This window comes from Pedobacter sp., assembly GCF_965279535.1.
Taxonomy (GTDB): domain Bacteria; phylum Bacteroidota; class Bacteroidia; order Sphingobacteriales; family Sphingobacteriaceae; genus Pedobacter.
This window is the reverse complement of sequence record NZ_OZ257244.1, coordinates 3,401,153-3,421,821: the sequence shown is the minus strand read 5'-3', so window position 1 is coordinate 3,421,821 and position 20,669 is coordinate 3,401,153. Positions and strand designations below refer to the sequence as shown.

The window sequence follows — 20,669 nt, the reverse complement described above, 5'->3', positions numbered from 1 at the left end:
TTAAATTATCTTTTCTACCTGATCATTCAAAATTTTCCAGTCAGCGCTGATCTGTATTAAATTTAAACCCGGCTTTTTGCCTACTTCAATGCTGCCCAGTTGATTCTCTACACCTAAAAATTGGGCGCCGTTGTAAGTTGCCCAGCGGAGTAATTCCTCAAATGGCACCTGTTTTTGTTCCTGAAGGATTATCATTTCTGCCAAAATATTCAGTTGCTGATTACTCGCCAGACTGTCGGTACCTAAAGTAATTTTTACGGTAGACTTTCGTAATAAATCTACATCTGGTAAAGCATGCTCTATATAAAGGTTCGCTTGCGGACAAAGGCACCAGTACACATTCGGATTTTGAGCTTCTGCAAATGCAATATCTGCCTCTTGGGTAAATGTGTTATGTACCAGTAAAGTTTTATGTCGATTTACATAGGGCAGCCAGGTTTGTAATGAGCTTTTGCCAGCCGGTTGAAAGAAATGAATGTCTAAACCTAAAAATTCGTACAATTTCAGAAAATCGCCTGTTTTATCTCTGAAGAAAGCGTCTTCTGCCGATGATTCCTGATTATGGACACTCAATATGTTGTTGTCTTTTTCAGCTTCACGCTCAATTAAATTAAATAATTCGGCAGAAACAGAATAAGGGGCATGCGGAACAATAGAGGCAGGAAGAGGATCAAAATGTGTCTTTGTTAGTCTGGCATGTTCCATAATGGCTTCTGCCCTTTCGGGATTAAAGCCCATCGCTTCTATAAAGGTATGGTAGTAAATGGAACTGTTGCTTTTGATCTTCCTGGAAACTGTCTGATTGGAAATATCGCCAACAGCGACAATTCCGTTTTGGTACATGGCAGCATCGGCCCTGTACATGGCATTTTCTATTTCAGCAACCTCAGCATTCCTATTTTTAATGATATGCTGCACAAATTTAACTAACCCGGTATGCTCCGGAATTTTCGCAAGCAGGTGAGATAGCTCCAAATGACAGTGTGTATTGATCAGACCAGGAATAATTGCGCCTTTATAAGCAACAATATCCTCTTTAATATCAGTAGCATCCTCAGGTGTTAAAATGGCTTTAACCTCGCCCTTGTCATTAAATACGATTATTCCGTTTTTAATGGGTTTGCTGGTAACAGGAAAAATCCAATCGGCAGAAATATACTTAAGCATGGGTACAAATTAAGCGGAATACACTGATGCAAAAGAATTATTTGGCGCTGATTTTCCTAAAGAATTGTAAAAAAGAGGGAAAAATTATGCCTGATGACGTAAAAAAGAGCCTCCTATCGGAATCGAACCAATGACCTACTGATTACAAGTCAGTTGCTCTACCAGCTGAGCTAAGGAGGCTTTCTTTCGGGCTGCAAGTATAGAAAAAAAACTTCTTTTCTGAAAAGGGAATTTTTATTTTTTTCTGCTTTACCAATGATCAAAGCATTATCGCTGTTTGATAATGTATTGGTTAAAGCTGGATAAAAAAGGATATCTACAGCGGGACCAACTTAATAATGCATATAACACTGCTATTGCCTTATTGCCTTCACAATATAATCTACCTTTTTTGTAGCCGATACCCACAATATGTGGAGAAATTCCACAGTTTATAAATTTCTGGCACACACTTAAAATGTTGGTTATCAGTAACATAAATGCAAACCCTTGCTTTGGCATCATTATGAAACCTTAGCCAGTATTGTTACACAAATAATTTTAAATATATATCTATGAAAAAGTTCATTTTATCAGCTACATTTTTAGCTCTAGCCGGATTAACAGCAGCAAACGCAAGCGAAGTAAAAGATTTGAAAACTACAGCAATCGTAGCTGTTCAAGATAGTGCGGTTAAAACCCCAGTGAAATTAGAAGAACTACCTGAGCCGGTAACAACAGCATTAAAATCTGATGCTTACAAAGGATGGACTGCAACAGAAGCATGGTCGGTTAAAGAAGGTGCTAAAGAATACTTCTTAATCAACGTGAAAAAAGAAGCTGAAACAGGTTCAGTGAAAATTGATAAAGACGGTAAGCCTGTTCAATAAGATTACGCTAAATAAACGCGCTCTAAAACTAAATAGAATTGATAACAGCAATGCCTAGCGTTGCAAACTAAAATAAAACAACATGAAAAAGTTCATTTTATCAGCTACATTCTTAGCTCTAGCCGGATTAACAGCAGCAAACGCAAGCGAAGTAAAAGATTTGAAAACTACAGCAATCGTAGCTGTTCAGGATAGTGCGGTTAAAACCCCAGTGAAATTAGAAGAACTACCTGAGCCGGTAACAACAGCATTAAAATCTGATGCTTATAAAGGCTGGACCGCTACAGAAGCATGGTCGGTAAAAGAAGGTACAAAAGAATATTACCTGATCAATGTTAAAAAAGAAGCTGAAACAGGTTCAGTGAAAATTGATAAAGACGGTAAACCCGTACAATAACCCTTAAATATTACATCTACCTAGTACAAGAAAGGCCAGTTTTTAACTGGCTTTTCTTATTTTTGTGTATGGCGAGAATCCTGATTTTAGAAGACGATACAACATTTGCTCAATTACTTGAAGGTTTTTTAACTAAAAACGGGCATACCATTACACTGGTAACCCACATCAAACAATCATTTAAAGCGATAGAAAGCCAGGAATTCGATCTCCTTTTAATTGATTACCGCCTGCCAGATGGTGTTGGGTTAGATGTGCTTTCCCATATCCGCGATTTAGGTTTAGCTATTCCGCTCATTATCATGACCAGTTTTAATGATGTAAGAACAGCTGTAAAATCTATGCAGATGGGTGCATTTGATTATATTACCAAACCTGTAAATCCTGACGAGCTTTTGATGGTAATCAAAAACTCCTTAACCAAAAAAGACCATATCGCTACTGAGCGTCAGGTAATAGAATCTGATTTAATCAGGGGCAAAAGTGCCATTGCAGATCGATTATATGAACACATTGCTTTGGTTGCCCCTACAGACATGTCGGTTATTATTCAAGGGGAAAGTGGAACAGGGAAAGAATTTGCAGCCAGAACACTTCATCAGGAAAGCAAACGTGCAGATAAGCCGTTTATAGCTATTGACTGTGGTGCACTTTCTAAAGATTTAGCCGCCAGCGAACTATTTGGCCATGTTAAGGGCGCTTTTACCGGAGCACTTAATGATAAAATTGGTCAATTTGAAGCTGCTGATGGCGGTACCCTTTTTCTGGATGAGGTTGGGAATTTGAGCTATGAAGTACAGATTAAATTGCTCAGGGCTTTACAAGAACGCGTAATTCAACCCCTGGGCAGCACCAGGCAAATTCCCGTAAATGTTAGAATTATTACCGCTACCAATGACGATTTAACCGGAAGCATGCAACAGGGAGAGTTTCGGGAGGATTTATACCATCGTTTAAATGAATTTAAAATACAATTGCCTCCATTAAGAGACCGTGGTAGTGATATCGAGTTGTTTATTAACCACTTTGTTCAGCTTTCTAACCGTGATTTGAGCAGAAATGTGAAAAATATTTCTGCTGAGGCCAAATCGCTTCTGTTAAATTATGATTGGCCAGGCAATTTACGTGAGTTGAGTAATGTAATTAAAAGGATGGTTCTGCTTACGCCTGGTGAAACAGCACAAATTGCTGCCCTGCCCGATGAAATGACTATTGCTGTACAACAGCAAACTTCAGCCGGTAATCCGTCTGATCTTAAAGCATTGAATGAGCAAAACGAAAAGACATTGATTGCTGAAACACTGATTAAAGTAAGACACAATAAATCTAAGGCGGCCAAGATGCTGAATATTGACCGAAAAACACTGTATGCCAAGATGGAACGCTACGGAATTGAATAAAAACCTTTAGCCAGTGGCATAATCCATTTCCTGCATAAAAGCGATTAAGGCTTCGAGTTTTTTAAGTTCGGCCAGAACAGCTGCATTAATTTGCAGATTAAGTCCGTCATGCGCAATCTCAAGCTCAAGCTGTCTGAGTGCGGAAGCCAGAGTTTTAGCCCCCATTTGTGCAGTTCTTCCCGCTAATCGGTGAACAATTAGCCGGCTTTTTTCTCCATTTTGTTGGGTCAAAGCATCACGAAGTACTGCTACATCATCTATACAATCTTGCTTAAATCGATTCAGGATTTTTTCCAGCATCTGCTGATCACCGAAAGTCATTTTTTCAATTGATGAAAAGTCAAATTCAGGTTGGGGTTCATTCGCAATGGCCATCTTGTCAAAAATTGATAACAGGTCTGCTGCTCTGAATGGCTTTAAAATCAGCCCGTCAAATCCTTCACTTAATACCATTTCGCGTTCTTCGGGAAGCACCTGAGCAGTTATGGCATAGAATTTTACATGCTCTGGAAGTCTTTTTCTGAGTAAATGGCACAACTCAATACCCGTCATTTCAGGCATACGCATATCTATAAGTACGTACTTCAGCTCGTTATCCGGAACTTCATGTAAAATATCCGCCACATGACTGAAACGTTTAAACGGGATCCTGTTCTTTTCAAAAATTAATCCGCATAAATCCAGGATCAACCGGTCATCATCAATAATCCATACTGTACCAGAATTTACTACAGCATAGTGTTCCAGATCGAAAATATCCTGATTTTTTTGATCTGAGGCTTCATATTTCAGATAAATATTAAATGTAGTGCCTTTGCTAGGTTTACTCTTCACATAAATCCTTCCCCCCTGACTTTCAATTAACGCTTTTACAATTGGTAATCCTAAACCTGTACCCGTTTGATTAATTACATATTTCTCCGGAGATTCAACCTGTTCGAATTCATTAAAAATACGGTCAATATCTGCTTCAGCGAAACCAATCCCAGTATCCCTGATGCTAAAATTGAAATGGAGATCCTGGCCTTGTTTTTTACATGAAACCAATAAACTGATTTCACCTTTAAGGGTAAATTTTACCGCATTACCCAATAAATTAAACAAAATCTGCTTTAGGCGGAAGGCATCTCCTTTTACAAATTCAATGTCATCAATATCCAGTTGGGTAATGAGTTTTAACGATTTCTGCTCGGCGAGTGGCCGCATAACCGAAACAACTTCATCCAATACCTTACGGATATTAAAATCCTGGTTATGAAAACTAAACTCACCTGAAATGATCCTGTTGTAATCCAAAACCTCATTAACAATTTGCAAAAGATGTATGGAGGATTGATAAATAGCATCAATATCTTTTTTCTTGGGATTATCCTGCTGAGAAATGAGTTCGGCATAACCTAAAATGGATTGCAAAGGGGTTCTGATTTCGTGACTCATATTCGATAGAAACCTTTGCTTGGCTTTACCATGATATTCTGCCTCGTCTTTGGCCTGCTCCAGCTCTCTCCTATACCGATTGCTTTTTGTAATATCAGTAAGGATGAGGTATAGTAAGATCACAGTAATTAAAAAGAATGCAATAATAATAGCGGTAATCTGTGTAATACCGTCGTTAACTACCTGTTTAGCCTGAATGCCATTCAAATCTACCTGGGCAACAGCTTCACTTTCTACTTCTCTTAAAATCTGAAGCATTTGTCCGGTAAGGGCATTACTGGCTATAGATAAATCGGCCTCTCGTTTTAGGAATTTCTGACTTTTCTGCCGTTGTTCCTTTTCAATATTTTTTAAAGAGCCGGTCATACTCTTCATAATGCTGTCTTCGGCTTTGGCATTAAGGGTATCGCGTTTTACTTTAAACTCTTCATTGATGATTTTATAAACATCGGCTTTCTTTTTACCGAAGAGCTTACTTAAAAAGCCCCGCGATTTTTGTTCTTCATCGGGAGCAACCGTAGTAGTAGAGGTAGTGGTTTCGGTAGTTAAAACGGCACTGTCCGTTTGTTTGGCACGTGTAGTTACCAAATCATTTAGCTTTTGTACTTCTTCAGAAAAAGACTTGGTATTCACCAGGGTTTCACGTACTTTGAGGTACATGATGAACTGCTTATCCCTGTCGCTGAGTAAATTCTTGATGGATTTTATCCTGGTCAGCTGAGCAGAATCTCCCACATATAATTTCTTGAGTGTATCTAAACTTGCCCTAAGCTTTCGTGATTCCTTTAAAAAAGTCTGATTGCCTTGCTTATTAATTGCTTCATCACGCTGCAGCTGATCTAAACGCGCAATTTTATGGGAGAGGTCGTTCACCAAACGCAGCCGGTCATTAGGCGCCGAAATTTCCTCAACAGTATCCAGCATTCTGGTAAAAGCAAATTTACTGATGCCCCAAGCCATCAGCAACGCAAAACAGGCAAAAAGAAATCCGATAATTACTTTGCCTTTTACTGCCCTTAAGAAGCGCTTTTGAATTTCTACTGCCATTTAATCACCATTTACCTGCTCTATATTTATTAAACGTATTTTTTGAGCAAAGCATACCATTTCCACACAAATAACATACCAAGGGCATTTTAGTTTTCATTCATTAAGTAAGGCAAAATGCACAATAGAACGAAATATTTAATTAATTTAGCTTAAGCCCTAACCTATGAACCGCATTGACCGCCTATTTGGAATCCTGACCCTTTTACAGTCTAAGAAATACATTTCAGCAGATAAGATTGCTGATCGCTTTAACATGAGTGTTCGTACGGTTTACAGGGATATAAAGGCCCTGCAAGAGCAAGGAATACCTGTAGGATTTGAGCAACATCGGGGTTATTTTTTGGTGCAAGGCTATTTTCTGCCTCCGGTATCTTTTAATATGGAAGAAGCAAACGCCTTACTGCTGGTAGAAAGTCTGGTAGATGGATTTGCAGATCTTTCTATCCGCAATCATTATTCCTCTGCGCTGACCAAAGTTAAGGCGGTACTCAAATCTGCTCAAAAGGAAAAACTGGAAAAGCTGAACCAACATATTCGTTTGCAGGTTCCAGAAAGATTAACTTATAATTTTGATTTCTTATCGCTGATTCAACATGCCATTTCAGAAAAACTGATGGTGAGTTTGGAATATAAAAATGCCAAGGCGGAAGTGAGTAAGCGAGAGGTAGAGCCAATCGGGCTCATTTTTTATGCTTTTAGCTGGCACTTGATTGCCTGGTGCCATATGCGCGGGCAGTATCGGGATTTTAATTTAACCCGGATTATCTGTTTAAAATCACTCGAAAAACCCTTTCTTAAAGTTGATCATATGCCATTAAACGATTATATGAGCATGCTTCCTGTTAATTTTTAATTTTTTTTCATTTCGTTTTTTACACTGCCATAGGGTTGTCACTCCGGGGTATTTTCTTTGTGTTAACAAAACCCTACAGACCATGAGCATGCCCGATTTATTACTAATGGAATTAAACTTAATGGAAAAAACAAAACATAAAACTATGGACATTATTCAACTATTACTCACCGAATACGAGCGTGAGGCAGAAACTACCCGTAAATTTTTAGCCTTGGTGCCGGAGGATAAATATGATTGGGCACCACATGAAAAAAGCATGAAGATGGAATTCTTAGCTACCCATTTAGCAGATATTCCGAACTGGGTAACTTTAGCCTTAACTACTGATGAATTAGATTTTGCCGTTACTGGTTTTGAACCAACATCAGTTAACAATACTGCTGAAATTCTGGCTATTCTGGAAAAAAGTGTTGCTGCTGGTAAGGCTGCTTTAGAAAATGCTAAAGAAGAAGATTTGAATGGCCGTTGGGTGCTGAAAAATGGCGATCAGGTATTGGCAGATTATTCCAAATATGAAACAATTCGCCATTCTTTGAGCCAAACCTCCCATCACCGTGCCCAGTTGGGTGTTTACTTAAGACTTTTAAATATTCCTATTCCGGGAAGTTACGGCCCTAGTGCCGATAGTCAAAGCTTTTAGCCGTTTGCTTACTCGGCCGGGATGATTTTCCTGGCCGAGTTTTTCTCCAACCTGTCAGATTACCGATAAGGTTCCCTTCCTAATCATCCGGCCCTGCGCTAAGTGGCTCAGCCAAAAAGAAAGTACTGTATCAATTTAGGCTTTTAGTTTATATTTGTCATAACTTAAAAAAGCTATGCAACATACTTCTGCCACCCGTTTAAATAAATTTATAAGTGAAAGTGGATTGTGCTCTCGTAGAGAGGCCGATAAATTTATTGAGCGTGGCAACGTCTTCATCAATGGAAAGAAAGCGAAGGTTGGTGACCAGGTTTATGCAGGAGATCGGGTAACTGTAAATGGCAATCATATTGAGCCCAAGGAGGAGGAAAACTTTGTGCTTTTAGCTTTTAACAAGCCTGTGGGTATTACCAGTACTACAGAGGCCAATGTGAGAGACAATATTGTCGATTATGTAAATTACAGCCAACGCATTTTCCCCATTGGTCGTTTAGATAAAGATTCTCAAGGTCTTATTTTTCTAACCAATAATGGGGATATCGTTAATAAGATTCTTAGGGCAGGTAATAACCATGAGAAAGAATATATTGTAACCGTAAATAAGCCTGTAACGGATGAATTTGTTGAGGGCATGGCCAATGGTGTACCCATTTTAGGTGTTAATACTAAAAAATGTAAGGTACGACGCGTTAGCGCAAATGTTTTCAACATTACCTTGATACAAGGTTTAAACAGACAAATCCGCCGGATGGCTGAATATTTCGGCTATGAGGTTACCAAACTGGAGCGCGTTCGGATTATGAATATCAGCTTAAAAGGAATTCCCCTGGGTGAATGGCGTGAGCTTGATGGGCAGGAAATGGCTTCAATCATGAAAATGGTTGAGAAATCATCATCGGAGGGTAAAACTAAACCTGCTAAGCCGTCAAAAAAGAAAGTTAATAGCTGGGAAGAGCTTCCTGAATTTAAAGCTGCCCCTGCGAAAAAGTCTACTACACACTCGAAATCTACCGGTTCAAAAACAGCTGGTAAAAAACATCCTGCTACAGGAGGATCAAAAACAGCTGGTAAAAGTAACCCGGGTAACCGAAATGCGAGACCATCAAAACCCAAGTCAACGGATAAATCACATCACAGAAAACGAGGCCGCTAATGAACAGTATCATCTATTTTAATACCGCTATTTTCCTTTTTCTGGCAGGCTTACATTTTTATTGGATGACGGGTGGCAGATGGGGCATAGAAGCTGCAGTACCTGCCACATCTGATCACAATTTGGTTTTTAATCCCGGTAAATGGGGCACATTAGTTGTGGCCTTGGGGCTGGTAGCATTTGCAGCAATTACTTTTGCCCATAATTTTCATTTTGAAATTGATGTACCGCATTACCTGCGCTATGTTATCGCTTTCATCTTCCTCATCCGTACGATTGGCGATTTTCGATATATTGGCATTTTCAGAAAGATAAATAACACCTTATTTGCCCGCTACGATCGGCAATACTATGTTCCTTTGTGTGGTTATCTTGCGGTATCAGAATTTTTCCTTGCCGCCTATTAATGTAAAATTTAATCAATTATAGTGAGTTAAAGCTTCATTCTTTCTACCTTACCGCTTTTTTAAGTACCTTTGTAACAAATGGTAACAGCAAAAAAGACAGATATTCGTGCACTAGATTTGCCTCAATTACAGCAGCATCTTGTTGCTATGCAGCAACCTGCATTCAGGGCCAAACAAATTTATCAATGGCTTTGGGAAAAATCAGCAACGAGTTTTGAAGAGATGAGCAATCTTTCAAAGGATCTGCGCAAGGCCTTATCTGACAGCTTTACCATTAATGCCGTACAGGTTAATAATTCTCAGTTTAGTAATGACCAAACCATAAAAAACACTTTTCGTTTAGCAGATGGTAATATTGTTGAAGGGGTTTTAATTCCTTTAGATGATCGCATGACTGCGTGTGTAAGTTCGCAGGTAGGTTGCAGTTTAACCTGTAAGTTCTGCGCAACAGGCTACATGGACAGGAAACGCAATCTTAATGCAGATGAAATTTATGATCAGGTGGTATTGATTGATAAGCAAGCTAAAGAGAATTATAATTATCCCTTAACCAATATTGTATATATGGGGATGGGTGAACCTTTGCTTAATTATGCCAATGTACTCAAGTCAATTGAAAGGATTACAGCTCCTGATGGCTTAAACATGAGTTATAAACGCATTACCGTATCTACAGCAGGTATTGCAAAGATGATAAAGAAATTAGGCGATGATGGCGTTAAGTTTAACCTGGCCCTTTCATTACATGCCGCTAATGATCAGAAAAGGAATGAAATAATGCCTATTAACGAGGCTAATTCTTTAAAAGCACTTTCTGAAGCCCTGAAATATTATTTTGCTAAAACCAAAAATCCTGTAACGTACGAGTACATTGTTTTTAATCATTTTAACGATGAACTTTCAGATGCTATGGAATTGGCTAAATTCTGTAAGCATATCCCTTGTAAAGTAAACCTGATTGAGTACAATCCCATTTCTTTTGCCGATTTTAAAAATGCGGAAGGCGATAAAATTGATGCTTTTGCTAATTACCTCAAAAGCCAGGGCATTACAACCAATATTCGCCGCAGTAGGGGGAAAGATATTGATGCAGCCTGTGGCCAGCTTGCGGTTAAAGAAGCTTAATTTTCAAGTTTGAATTAGTCTAAGTGATTTAACGCAGTTACTATCTCTTTAAATGAGGGCCGGCTTGCCGGATCCATCGCTAAACACCTGTTTCTGATATCTTCCAATATTGGAAGTATGCCGGATGCATCGCTTTGGATTGATATGGATAATAAATCATCTAAAAGGTAACCATAAGCCCTGATTTCTATTCGCTCCAGAAAAAATGCCTGGCTTTCATTTTTTTCATCATAAAATGATGCTGCTCCAAAATCACCAAACAAGGTACTTCCTTTGGCATTCACCAAAATATTATGTGCATACAAATCGCCGTGTTTAATTCCTTTACTGTGTAATTGTGCAGCAACCGAGGCGATTGTAGAAGCTATTTTTATAACCTGCGCTATCGAAAGTGGATTTACTAAACTGAAGACGTCCCGGGTACAACTTACCAAACTGGGCGGATTTCCTAAGTTATAATAATCTCCGGGGATCAAATCCATTACCAAACCCTTTTTTCCTTCTTCCTTCAATGCTATTGCTCCCTGCAGTTTTACCAGGCCTGGATGTTCTCCTGCTGCGATAAATGCATTCATTTCGTCTTCCGGAAAGCCATCGCTGGTTACACTACCCTTAAAAATCTTGACTGCCACTAAAGGACTATGCTCGTTATTCAATCTTCTGGCTTGATAAATAGTTCCTGATGCTCCTTCTCCTAGTTTATGATTAAGCAGTAAGCTATCGTCATTAATTACTGGTAAATGGTTAAGAATAGGTTGTCTGTTAAATCGATTACCAGAAAAAGCTAACCAGGCCAGTTTCGGCAGTTTGAACAGCCAGCCTGGCAATGCCTTGATTTGATTGGCTGAAATCCGAAGTAAGCCTAAATTACTGCAATTGCCAAGGGCTTCAGGTAACTCGGATAAACGATTTCCTGCAAGCATCAATTTTTGCAATCTTTTACAATTTCCTATTTCATCAGGTAGGCTTGCGAGGCGATTATTGGTTAAAATAAGCCACCTTAGATTAGTATTTAAAGCTTTTCCTTGGACGTATTCAATCTGGTTAGATTTAAAACCAACAATATCCAATAACGGACAATCTGCCAATACTTCCGGCAAAACCCGAAAGCCATTATCAGAACAGAAGAAAATCTTAAGGTTCTTTAACCTACCAAAATCCTTGGGTAAGGTTGTTAATTTATTGGCGGATAAATCCAGTGTTTCTAATGTATCCGCTAAGCTGAATATGGCCTCAGGAAATTCGGTGAGATTTTCAGAGAGCTTTAAAGAAATCGCTCCTTTCAATTCTCCATTCAGGAGTTGTTTTAAAGTCTGCACTAATCTGTGTTTAATTTGCTGCGAAGATAAGGGATTTTATTAAAAAGAGTCCTTAGTTCTGAGTATGGAGTTGGGAGTTGGGAGTCGTGAGTCGTGAGTTCTGAGTCTTAAGTCATGAGTCTTGAGTCAAGAGCTGAAAGGTCAAAGTTTTCAACCATGTGCCCTTGGATACTCCAAACCCCCTATAAAACACGAAAACCCCTCAGAGTTAACTGAGGGGTTCCGTTTAAGATCTGGCACCGACCTACTCTCCCACGTGTTACCGCAGTACCATCGGCTCTGGCGGGCTTAACTTCTCTGTTCGGAATGGGAAGAGGTGGACACCGCCGATATAGGCACCTGAATATTTTTATTTAAGTAATAAGTGGTAAGTATTAAGTTGTAAGTAAAACTTACTTAAAACCTATAACTTATAACCATCAACTTAAATGACATATTATTGAAAGAAGTTAAGTTTCGAAGAGCAAACAACTTGTGTTGCTTTGAAAGCTTCGGGTGATTAGTATTACTCGACTGTGATGTCACCATCTTTACATCTGTAACCTATCAACGTAGTAGTCTGCTACGGCCCTATATGGAATTCTCATCTCGTGGCTAGTTTCGCACTTAGATGCTTTCAGCGCTTATCTATTCCCAGCGTAGCTACTCTGCAATGCCCCTGGCGGAACAACAGATTCACTAGAGGCTGGTCCAACCCGGTCCTCTCGTACTAAGGTCAGCCCCACTCAAAATTCCTACGCCCACAACAGATAGGGACCGAACTGTCTCGCGACGTTCTGAACCCAGCTCGCGTGCCACTTTAATCGGCGAACAGCCGAACCCTTGGGACCTTCTCCAGCCCCAGGATGTGACGAGCCGACATCGAGGTGCCAAACCTCCCCGTCGATATGAGCTCTTGGGGGAGATCAGCCTGTTATCCCCAGCGTACCTTTTATCCTTTGAGCGATGGCCCTTCCATGCAGAACCACCGGATCACTATATCCGTCTTTCGACCCTGATCGACCTGTATGTCTCACAGTCAAGCAAGCTTATGCTATTGCACTCCCCGTACGGTTACCAAGCGTACTGAGCTTACCTTTGAAAGCCTCCGTTACCTTTTTGGAGGCGACCACCCCAGTCAAACTACCCATCAAACAATGTCCTCCCACTAAGGGAGTTAGACACCGAATACAGAAAGGGTGGTATTTCAACGTTGGCTCCACGATGCCTGGCGACACCGCTTCATAGCCTCCCACCTATCCTACACATCCTGTACCCAATGTCAATGTTAAATTGTAGTGAAGGTGCATGGGGTCTTTCCGTCCCGTTGCGGGTACCCGGCGTCTTCACCGGGACCACAATTTCACCGAGCTCATGGCTGAGACAGCGCCCAGATCGTTACACCATTCGTGCAGGTCGGAACTTACCCGACAAGGAATTTCGCTACCTTAGGACCGTTATAGTTACGGCCGCCGTTTACTGGGGCTTCGATTCAATGCTTCTCCTTGCGGATGACATCCCCTCTTAACCTTCCAGCACCGGGCAGGTGTCAGGCCTTATACCTCATCTTTCGATTTTGCAAAGCCATGTGTTTTTGTTAAACAGTCGCCTGGGCCTTTTCACTGCGGCTGATATTGCTACCAGCGCCCCTTCTCCCGAAGTTACAGGGCCATTTTGCCGAGTTCCTTAGCCATGATTCACTCGAGCACCTTAGAATCCTCTTCCCGGATACCTGTGTCGGTTTGCGGTACGGGTTTTTATAACCTGAAGCTTAGCGGTTTTTCTTGGAAGTCTGATTACCTGCACTATCCACTTACCCGAAGGCTCGCGGTACTATCAGCGTTCAGCACACTCGGCGGATTTGCCTACCAAATGTATACCTACAGCCTTCAACGATCTATTCCGTCAGATCGCGGCAGTGTCACTACTCCGTCCCCACATCGCAGTTATAAAAAGTACTGGAATATTAACCAGTTGTCCATCGAATATCCCCTTCGGGTTCTCCTTAGGTCCCGACTAACCCTGATCCGATTAGCGTTGATCAGGAAACCTTATCCTTTCGGTGGGCGGGTTTCTCGCCCGCCTTATCGTTACTTATGCCTACATTTGCTTTTCTAGAAGCTCCAGCACCCATTACCAGGTACCTTCACTGCCGCTAGAATGCTCCCCTACCGATATATTTCAATCCCATAGCTTCGGTGTACAATTTAATGCCCGTTTATTATCCATGCCCGGCCGCTCGACTAGTGAGCTGTTACGCACTCTTTAAATGAATGGCTGCTTCCAAGCCAACATCCTAGCTGTCTGTGCAACCGGACCTCGTTAGTTCAACTTAACTGTAACTTGGGGACCTTAGCTGATGGTCTGGGTTCTTTCCCTCTCGGCGCGTGACCTTAGCACCCCGCGCCTCACTGCAGATCATATTTCATAGCATTCGGAGTTTGTCTGGATTTGGTAGGATTTGACTCCCCCGCACCCAATCAGTAGCTCTACCTCTATGAAACTTAATATCCACGCTGTTCCTAAAAACATTTCGGGGAGTACGAGCTATTTCCCAGTTTGATTAGCCTTTCACCCCTACCCACAGATCATCCGGAAACTTTTCAACGTTTATCGGTTCGGTCCTCCAGTACGTGTTACCGCACCTTCAACCTGTCCATGGGTAGATCACAAGGTTTCGCGTCTACCTCCTCTGACTATACGCCCTATTCAGACTCGCTTTCGCTTCGGATCCGTGCCTGAAGCACTTAACCTTGCCAGAGAAGAGTAACTCGTAGGCTCATTATGCAAAAGGCACGCCGTCACACCACCTGGATGCTCCGACCGCTTGTAAGTACACGGTTTCAGGTTCTATTTCACTCCCCTGTTCGGGGTTCTTTTCACCTTTCCCTCACGGTACTGGTTCACTATCGGTCTCTCGGGAGTATTTAGCCTTACCGGATGGTGCCGGCAGATTCCCACAAGGCGTCTCCGACCTCGCGGTACTCAGGATACTGTTAGGCCAATGGTATTTACGTGTACAGGGCTATCACCTTGTGTCGCCGGGCTTCCCATCCCGTTCCACTTCATTACATTGTAACCACATCACAGTCCTACAACCCCACACATGCCGTAACAGGTGTGGTTTGGGCTCTTTCCCTTTCGCTCGCCACTACTCAGGAAATCATTGTTATTTTCTCTTCCTCTGCTTACTTAGATGTTTCAGTTCGGCAGGTTTGCTCCATTATGGTGACATGTCTTCAACATGCCGGGTTGCCCCATTCGGAAATCACCGGGTATAGTTCCTATTTGCAGATCACCGGTGCTTATCGCAGCTTATCACGTCCTTCATCGCCTCCGAGAGCCAAGGCATCCCCCGTGTACTCTTCTTTACTTTCTTCTACGCATACGCCTTTTGCGCCGTATGGTATGCTTTTTTGCTCTTGTTATGATGTCTCATACCATATCCAGGTTGCCCCTTCAATGGTGAGCACAAACACAACAGTCGCCTATTGTTGTTTGCTCTTCTTTTTTAACTTCTTCCAATATGTCAAAGAACTTTACTGAAACCGAAAACCAAGGGTATAAAGGTGTAGGGTGTCATGTGCCCCAACCTAAGCCTTGTCACAGCTTCGTTAGTGAAAATTGCGGGCTCGAACCGTTTCTCTGTGCCCCGATGGCATTCTCTTCTTTTTTTTGATGTCAATGTATACTACCAATCCAGGTAGCTTTGTTTTTGAGTTGTAAGTTTCGAGTTGTAAGTTTTAAGTTCCAGGTTGTAAGTTTTAAAACCTATAACTTATAATTAACACTTATAACCGTTGTAAGTTCCAGGTTGCAAGTTTTATAACTTATAACTTATTACTTACCACTTATAACTTCCAGTGGAGAATAACGGAGTCGAACCGTTGACCTCCTGCGTGCAAGGCAGGCGCTCTAGCCAGCTGAGCTAATTCCCCGAAAGATATCCTCTTTTGTAGTCCCGTCCAGATTTGAACTGGAGACCCCTACATTATCAGTGTAGTGCTCTAACCAGGCTGAGCTACGGGACTTTCTGATCTTAGATTTCCTGACCCACGATTTTAGATTTAATGCAATCGCAAACCGTAAATCAAAAATCGTAATTCAATTTCAATCTCGCCTCTCAAAGATTTGTTAAAGCCACTGAGTGGTTAATCTTTTGGGTGTGTCTTTTTTAGTCGTTAGTATAAAGTATATCCTATCAAGACCAGGTGGCCTTTTCAACTTATAACTTAATACGTTCAACTTTTTAACTTTTTATTAGAGTATCATGTTGCGCAGCGAGTAGTCAATGCTACTCCAGAAAGGAGGTATTCCAGCCGCACCTTCCGGTACGGCTACCTTGTTACGACTTAGCCCCAGTTACCGGTTTTACCCTAGGACGCTCCTTGCGGTTACATACTTTAGGTACCCCCAGCTTCCATGGCTTGACGGGCGGTGTGTACAAGGCCCGGGAACGTATTCACCGCGTCATTGCTGATACGCGATTACTAGCGAATCCAACTTCATGGGGTCGAGTTGCAGACCCCAATCCGAACTGTGAACGGCTTTGTGAGATTCGCATTACATTGCTGTATAGCTGCCCTCTGTACCGTCCATTGTAGCACGTGTGTAGCCCCGGACGTAAGGGCCATGATGACTTGACGTCGTCCCCTCCTTCCTCTCTGTTTGCACAGGCAGTCTGTTTAGAGTCCCCACCATTACATGCTGGCAACTAAACATAGGGGTTGCGCTCGTTGCGGGACTTAACCCAACACCTCACGGCACGAGCTGACGACAGCCATGCAGCACCTAGTTTCGTGTGATTGCTCACTTATCCATCTCTGGATAATTCACTAACTTTCAAGCCCGGGTAAGGTTCCTCGCGTATCATCGAATTAAACCACATGCTCCTCCGCTTGTGCGGGCCCCCGTCAATTCCTTTGAGTTTCACCCTTGCGGGCGTACTCCCCAGGTGGAACACTTAACGCTTTCGCTTAGCCGCTGACTGTGTATCGCCAACAGCGAGTGTTCATCGTTTAGGGCGTGGACTACCAGGGTATCTAATCCTGTTTGATCCCCACGCTTTCGTGCCTCAGCGTCAATAAGACCATAGTAAGCTGCCTTCGCAATCGGTGTTCTGAGACATATCTATGCATTTCACCGCTACTTGTCTCATTCCGCCTACCTCTAGTCCATTCAAGCCCGTCAGTATCAAGGGCACTGCGATGGTTGAGCCACCGTCTTTCACCCCTGACTTAACAGGCCGCCTACGCACCCTTTAAACCCAATAAATCCGGATAACGCTTGGATCCTCCGTATTACCGCGGCTGCTGGCACGGAGTTAGCCGATCCTTATTCTTCCGGTACATTCAGCTACTTACTCGTAAGCAGGTTTATTCCCGGATAAAAGCAGTTTACAACCCATAGGGCAGTCTTCCTGCACGCGGCATGGCTGGTTCAGAGTTGCCTCCATTGACCAATATTCCTTACTGCTGCCTCCCGTAGGAGTCTGGTCCGTGTCTCAGTACCAGTGTGGGGGGCCATCCTCTCAGATCCCCTAGTCATCGTCGCCTTGGTGGGCCGTTACCCCGCCAACTAGCTAATGACACGCATGCCCATCTTTATCCTATAAATATTTGATCATTGTACAATGCTGTACTGTGATTTTATGCGGTGTTAATCCGGATTTCTCCGGGCTATCCCCCTGATAAAGGTAGGTTGCATACGCGTTACGCACCCGTGCGCCGGTCTCAAGGAAAGCAAGCTCTCCTCTACCCCTCGACTTGCATGTATTAGGCCTGCCGCTAGCGTTCATCCTGAGCCAGGATCAAACTCTCCATTGTAAAATGTGTTTTGAAACTGACCAGTTTTAACTATGTTAAAAATAGTCTTCTTTTTTAATTTTGTCTGTTAGTCACTGACTTTAAAATAAAGCGACGGTATTCTGTACTTGAATGCGTACTTCATTACCCCGCTACGCTACATTGACATCTCTTTTAAGAACTTATTGATCTGGTAAACCTCACGGCCGATCTCTTTTATATCTTCTGAACCGAAGTTCGTCTGTATCTCTTTTTTAAACCCTTTCCGACATCCGCCGTTCCGGGAACCCCTTTCGTTTCCGTTTGGGATTGCAAAGGTAGAAAAACAATTTGCAACTGCAAACACCAGGCAACTTTTATTTTTAATAAAACACCTAAAACAATGATTATCAACAAGAAAAAATATTAATAAATTAAAACTTTATTGAAGCAATGGTGTTTGGAGCGGTTTAAGTGAATCAAAAAAATAAAGAAGAAGAAACAAGATAGAATAGAATGAGCATGTGGATGGGCATAAACCCTAAATCCAAAGCGCCCGTAAAGAAGGGCAATTGATGAGACTGAAAAAGGCTTTGAGATTTTCAATGAAGCGATGGAAAGGTTGTGACAGAAGCGCGCCTTAGCTGAGTGCCCTAAACCCGACTGGATGGAAAACCCCTGGCTGAGTTTACGAGACCAGGGATTTGGAAGGAAGGCGGGACTGCTGCAACCGAAGTACAGAGGATACTGATTTTCTAATCAGGACCTGAACAGGGAGAAATAATGCAGGTTTTGGAGATCAAACAATTATTATATAGATTTAGGTATGTTAACGCTCAAACAATGGCCAGCTGATTTACTGGGATTACTTTTCCCTAATCTTTGCAATGCCTGTGGGGTAAGCTTGCTTCGGCAAGAGCAGCTTATTTGCACCAAATGCTTGTACGACCTGCCTTTTACCGACTATCACCTTTACGCTGAAAACCGTGTAGCCAAACAACTTTGGGGACGATTACCTATTCATGCCGCCATGGCGATGTTTTATTTTAGAAAGGCAACCAAGGTTCAGAACCTGGTGCATAATTTAAAGTATAATGGTAAAACAGATTTAGGGGTAGTTTTAGGGGAGCTATTGGGAAACCGATTAAAAGCCGGTGAGGGTTATTTAATGGTAGATTTGATTATCCCGGTGCCACTTCATAAAAAGAAACTGCGAACAAGGGGTTACAACCAAAGCAGCTTTATTGCAGCAGGTGTTTCTAAAGCGATGGAAATTCCAGTAGTTGAAGATACTTTAATTAGAGACGTTGCCACGGATAGCCAGACCAAAAAGAGCCGGTACACCCGATATGAAAATATGAAATCGGTTTTTAAAGTAACCGATGCAGCAACTGTTTTAAATAAACATGTTTTACTGATAGATGATGTGATTACCACGGGCGCAACGCTTGAAGCTTGTGCAAATGAACTATTGGCACAAGGCGCAGCAAAAGTTAGCATTGCGGCATTGGCTTTCGCTGAATAATTTCTCATATTTGAATTATGCGTGTAGTAATTGCCTATATCCTCTTATGCTCTGTTTTGATTTCTGCATGCCGGAAAAACGAAAGGATAACCGCAGACCCAACAGCGAAACTTAAATTCTATCAGGACAGTGTGCTTTTTGACACGGTTTTCACCGCTGTGGGATCTGTAACCAAGAAATTAAAGGTACTTAACCCCTATCATGATGCCCTTAATATTACCGAAATAAAACTTGCGGGGGGTAGCTCCTCTCCTTTTAGCCTTAATATAAACGGGCAGGGTGGCCCTAACCGAAACAACGTGATACTGAATGGTCAGGATTCTTTAAATATTTTAGTGAAAGTATTGATTGATCCGGGGACAAAGGAATTACCGTTTCTGGTTCAGGATTCTATTGTTTTAATTACCAATGGGAACAAACAGGTTATACAATTGCTGGCTTATGGTCAAAATGCTGTTTTTGTAAACCAGACAAACATTAATACGAATACCACCTGGAATAAAGCGTTGCCGTATGTGGTGAGTAATTCTGTAACCGTTAAAAACGGAGCTACTTTAACCATTGAAGCCGGGGCAAGGATATTGTTTAATAAGGATGCCACACTATTTGTAGATGGGGCACTACAGGTAAACGGTACTGTTTCCGAGCCTGTTGAGTTTGGCAGTGAGCGATTAGAGGCTATTTATAACGACTTACCTGGGCAATGGAAAGGTTTATATTTTCGGAAGACCGGAAAAGGGGTAATTAACCATAGTGTGATCAAAAACGCATCTATTGGTATTGCCGCTGATTCGCTTTCAAGTACTGGAAATCCTAAACTTATTTTAGCCAACAGCGTGATTAAGAACATGCAGGTGGCGGCTTATATAGGCTACCATACTGACCTGACGGCTTTTAATAACTTGTTTTACAATTGTGGGAACTACCTCATTTATGCTGTAGGCGGGGGAAATTACAATTTAAAACAAAACACTTTTGCGGGTTTTAACCTAACTTTTCCACGTAAAACAGCGGCATTGACATTTTCTGATTACCTGTCTGCTAAAGCTTATAATAGATTACAGCTAAACCTAACCAACAACATCATTTGGGGCAACTTAACCAATGAGTTAGATATTCAGCACAAAACCGCAGCTGTTGTGCAAAGTACTTTGGTTAATAACCTGATCAAAACCACAAGCGGTAATTACAATGCGAACAACCTGACTAACCTGGATCCGCTATTTACTTCTGTCAATGCCGAAAACTTTGAATTAAGCAATGCCAGTCCGGCACTAAAAAAAGGCATAAACCTAAATACCGACCCTTATTATAGTGGTTATTTGAATAAAGACCTGAAAGGAAAAGTAAGATTTTTCCCCTCATCTTTAGGCTGTTATGAGAAATTTTAATTTTTTTTAATTCTTTTCAAACATTTTTTGATCGAATTGCGTTTATATATTCGAGAGCGTTAATTTAGATGGTAAGGGTCGATATTTCTTAAAAGAATATCGGCCCTTTACTTTTTATCAGGATTTTCGGGATTAACACGATCTTTAGTGTAAGCGGGTTTACAGGAGTTT

13 protein-coding genes, 3 tRNA genes and 3 rRNA genes are annotated in these 20,669 nt (G+C 41.6%); 10 read left to right on the top strand and 9 right to left on the bottom strand.

Annotation, left to right across the window (positions count from 1 at the left end):
- Both ACQY77_RS13885 and ACQY77_RS13880 read right to left on the bottom strand, forming a co-directional pair.
- Nucleotides 1–1,167 carry an amidohydrolase family protein gene (locus tag ACQY77_RS13885; RefSeq protein WP_421941556.1) on the bottom strand — a complete coding sequence of 389 codons (1,167 nt, stop codon included), beginning with the start codon at nucleotides 1,165–1,167 and terminating at the stop codon, nucleotides 1–3.
- A gap of 107 nt (nucleotides 1,168–1,274) precedes the next feature.
- Nucleotides 1,275–1,347, bottom strand: a tRNA-Thr gene (locus ACQY77_RS13880).
- 374 nt (nucleotides 1,348–1,721) lie between these two features.
- Between ACQY77_RS13880 and ACQY77_RS13875 the strand changes: the two genes are divergently transcribed.
- The 3 genes from ACQY77_RS13875 (at nucleotide 1,722) to ACQY77_RS13865 (ending at nucleotide 3,833) form a co-directional block, all read left to right on the top strand.
- On the top strand, nucleotides 1,722–2,036 hold the full coding sequence (locus tag ACQY77_RS13875; protein ID WP_090887888.1) for a hypothetical protein: 315 nt from the start codon (nucleotides 1,722–1,724) through the stop codon (nucleotides 2,034–2,036).
- Nucleotides 2,037–2,118: 82 nt separating this feature from the next.
- Entirely contained in the window at nucleotides 2,119–2,433 is a 315-nt protein-coding gene (locus ACQY77_RS13870) for a hypothetical protein (RefSeq protein ID WP_421941557.1), read from the top strand.
- Between the two features lie 68 nt (nucleotides 2,434–2,501).
- Nucleotides 2,502–3,833, top strand: coding sequence for a sigma-54-dependent transcriptional regulator (locus ACQY77_RS13865; RefSeq protein ID WP_421941558.1), 1,332 nt, complete (start codon nucleotides 2,502–2,504; stop codon nucleotides 3,831–3,833).
- A gap of 6 nt (nucleotides 3,834–3,839) precedes the next feature.
- Here the strand turns inward: ACQY77_RS13865 and ACQY77_RS13860 are convergent, their stop codons facing one another.
- Complete coding sequence (locus ACQY77_RS13860) at nucleotides 3,840–6,317, bottom strand: ATP-binding protein (protein WP_421941559.1); 2,478 nt, start codon at nucleotides 6,315–6,317, stop codon at nucleotides 3,840–3,842.
- A 166-nt stretch (nucleotides 6,318–6,483) separates the two neighbouring features.
- Here ACQY77_RS13860 and ACQY77_RS13855 point away from each other — a divergent pair, with 166 nt between their 5' ends.
- The 5 genes from ACQY77_RS13855 to rlmN all read left to right on the top strand — a co-directional run bounded on the left by ACQY77_RS13855 (nucleotide 6,484) and on the right by rlmN (nucleotide 10,501).
- Nucleotides 6,484–7,173, top strand: coding sequence for a helix-turn-helix transcriptional regulator (locus ACQY77_RS13855; RefSeq protein WP_421941560.1), 690 nt, complete (start codon nucleotides 6,484–6,486; stop codon nucleotides 7,171–7,173).
- A gap of 121 nt (nucleotides 7,174–7,294) precedes the next feature.
- Entirely contained in the window at nucleotides 7,295–7,816 is a 522-nt protein-coding gene (locus ACQY77_RS13850; protein WP_421941561.1) for a DinB family protein, read from the top strand.
- A 175-nt stretch (nucleotides 7,817–7,991) separates the two neighbouring features.
- Nucleotides 7,992–8,969 (top strand): 23S rRNA pseudouridine(2604) synthase RluF, encoded by a 978-nt coding sequence (gene rluF, locus ACQY77_RS13845; RefSeq protein ID WP_421941562.1) that lies wholly within the window; start codon nucleotides 7,992–7,994, stop codon nucleotides 8,967–8,969.
- Nucleotides 8,969–9,376: a DUF3995 domain-containing protein gene (locus ACQY77_RS13840; RefSeq protein WP_421941563.1), complete on the top strand. Its 408-nt coding sequence runs from the start codon at nucleotides 8,969–8,971 to the stop codon at nucleotides 9,374–9,376. Before rluF ends, ACQY77_RS13840 begins: the two co-directional genes overlap by 1 nt.
- A 78-nt stretch (nucleotides 9,377–9,454) precedes the next feature.
- A complete protein-coding gene (rlmN, locus tag ACQY77_RS13835; RefSeq protein WP_421941564.1) occupies nucleotides 9,455–10,501 on the top strand; it encodes a 23S rRNA (adenine(2503)-C(2))-methyltransferase RlmN in 1,047 nt (348 codons plus the stop codon).
- A 14-nt stretch (nucleotides 10,502–10,515) separates the two neighbouring features.
- Here rlmN and ACQY77_RS13830 read toward each other — a convergent pair whose 3' ends face one another.
- The 6 genes from ACQY77_RS13830 to ACQY77_RS13805 all read right to left on the bottom strand — a co-directional run bounded on the left by ACQY77_RS13830 (nucleotide 10,516) and on the right by ACQY77_RS13805 (nucleotide 17,624).
- The gene (locus ACQY77_RS13830) at nucleotides 10,516–11,820 is read right to left on the bottom strand and encodes a protein kinase (RefSeq protein ID WP_421941565.1); all 1,305 of its coding nucleotides are present in this window, start codon (nucleotides 11,818–11,820) and stop codon (nucleotides 10,516–10,518) included.
- A 231-nt stretch (nucleotides 11,821–12,051) separates the two neighbouring features.
- Nucleotides 12,052–12,163: ribosomal RNA gene (gene rrf, locus ACQY77_RS13825) — 5S ribosomal RNA — on the bottom strand.
- A gap of 137 nt (nucleotides 12,164–12,300) precedes the next feature.
- Nucleotides 12,301–15,178, bottom strand: a 23S ribosomal RNA gene (locus ACQY77_RS13820).
- 485 nt (nucleotides 15,179–15,663) lie between these two features.
- Nucleotides 15,664–15,737: transfer RNA gene (locus ACQY77_RS13815), tRNA-Ala, on the bottom strand.
- A gap of 18 nt (nucleotides 15,738–15,755) precedes the next feature.
- A tRNA-Ile gene (locus ACQY77_RS13810) sits at nucleotides 15,756–15,830 on the bottom strand.
- A 272-nt stretch (nucleotides 15,831–16,102) separates the two neighbouring features.
- Nucleotides 16,103–17,624 (bottom strand): 16S ribosomal RNA (locus tag ACQY77_RS13805).
- The 16S, 23S and 5S rRNA genes sit together here with 2 tRNA genes alongside, the layout of an rRNA operon.
- A 784-nt stretch (nucleotides 17,625–18,408) precedes the next feature.
- Between ACQY77_RS13805 and ACQY77_RS13800 the strand changes: the two genes are divergently transcribed.
- The gene (locus ACQY77_RS13800; protein ID WP_421941566.1) at nucleotides 18,409–19,107 is read left to right on the top strand and encodes a ComF family protein; all 699 of its coding nucleotides are present in this window, start codon (nucleotides 18,409–18,411) and stop codon (nucleotides 19,105–19,107) included.
- A gap of 17 nt (nucleotides 19,108–19,124) precedes the next feature.
- Nucleotides 19,125–20,498 (top strand): hypothetical protein, encoded by a 1,374-nt coding sequence (locus ACQY77_RS13795; RefSeq protein WP_421941567.1) that lies wholly within the window; start codon nucleotides 19,125–19,127, stop codon nucleotides 20,496–20,498.
- The last annotated feature ends 171 nt before the right edge of the window (nucleotides 20,499–20,669 follow it).

Coding starts and splice junctions, on each gene's coding strand:
- ACQY77_RS13885 (WP_421941556.1), bottom strand. CDS start 1,167: ATGCTTAAGTATATTTCTGCCGATTGGATTTTTCCTGTTACCAGCAAA.
- ACQY77_RS13875 (WP_090887888.1), top strand. CDS start 1,722: ATGAAAAAGTTCATTTTATCAGCTACATTTTTAGCTCTAGCCGGATTA.
- ACQY77_RS13870 (WP_421941557.1), top strand. CDS start 2,119: ATGAAAAAGTTCATTTTATCAGCTACATTCTTAGCTCTAGCCGGATTA.
- ACQY77_RS13865 (WP_421941558.1), top strand. CDS start 2,502: ATGGCGAGAATCCTGATTTTAGAAGACGATACAACATTTGCTCAATTA.
- ACQY77_RS13860 (WP_421941559.1), bottom strand. CDS start 6,317: ATGGCAGTAGAAATTCAAAAGCGCTTCTTAAGGGCAGTAAAAGGCAAA.
- ACQY77_RS13855 (WP_421941560.1), top strand. CDS start 6,484: ATGAACCGCATTGACCGCCTATTTGGAATCCTGACCCTTTTACAGTCT.
- ACQY77_RS13850 (WP_421941561.1), top strand. CDS start 7,295: ATGGAAAAAACAAAACATAAAACTATGGACATTATTCAACTATTACTC.
- rluF (WP_421941562.1), top strand. CDS start 7,992: ATGCAACATACTTCTGCCACCCGTTTAAATAAATTTATAAGTGAAAGT.
- ACQY77_RS13840 (WP_421941563.1), top strand. CDS start 8,969: ATGAACAGTATCATCTATTTTAATACCGCTATTTTCCTTTTTCTGGCA.
- rlmN (WP_421941564.1), top strand. CDS start 9,455: ATGGTAACAGCAAAAAAGACAGATATTCGTGCACTAGATTTGCCTCAA.
- ACQY77_RS13800 (WP_421941566.1), top strand. CDS start 18,409: ATGTTAACGCTCAAACAATGGCCAGCTGATTTACTGGGATTACTTTTC.
- ACQY77_RS13795 (WP_421941567.1), top strand. CDS start 19,125: ATGCGTGTAGTAATTGCCTATATCCTCTTATGCTCTGTTTTGATTTCT.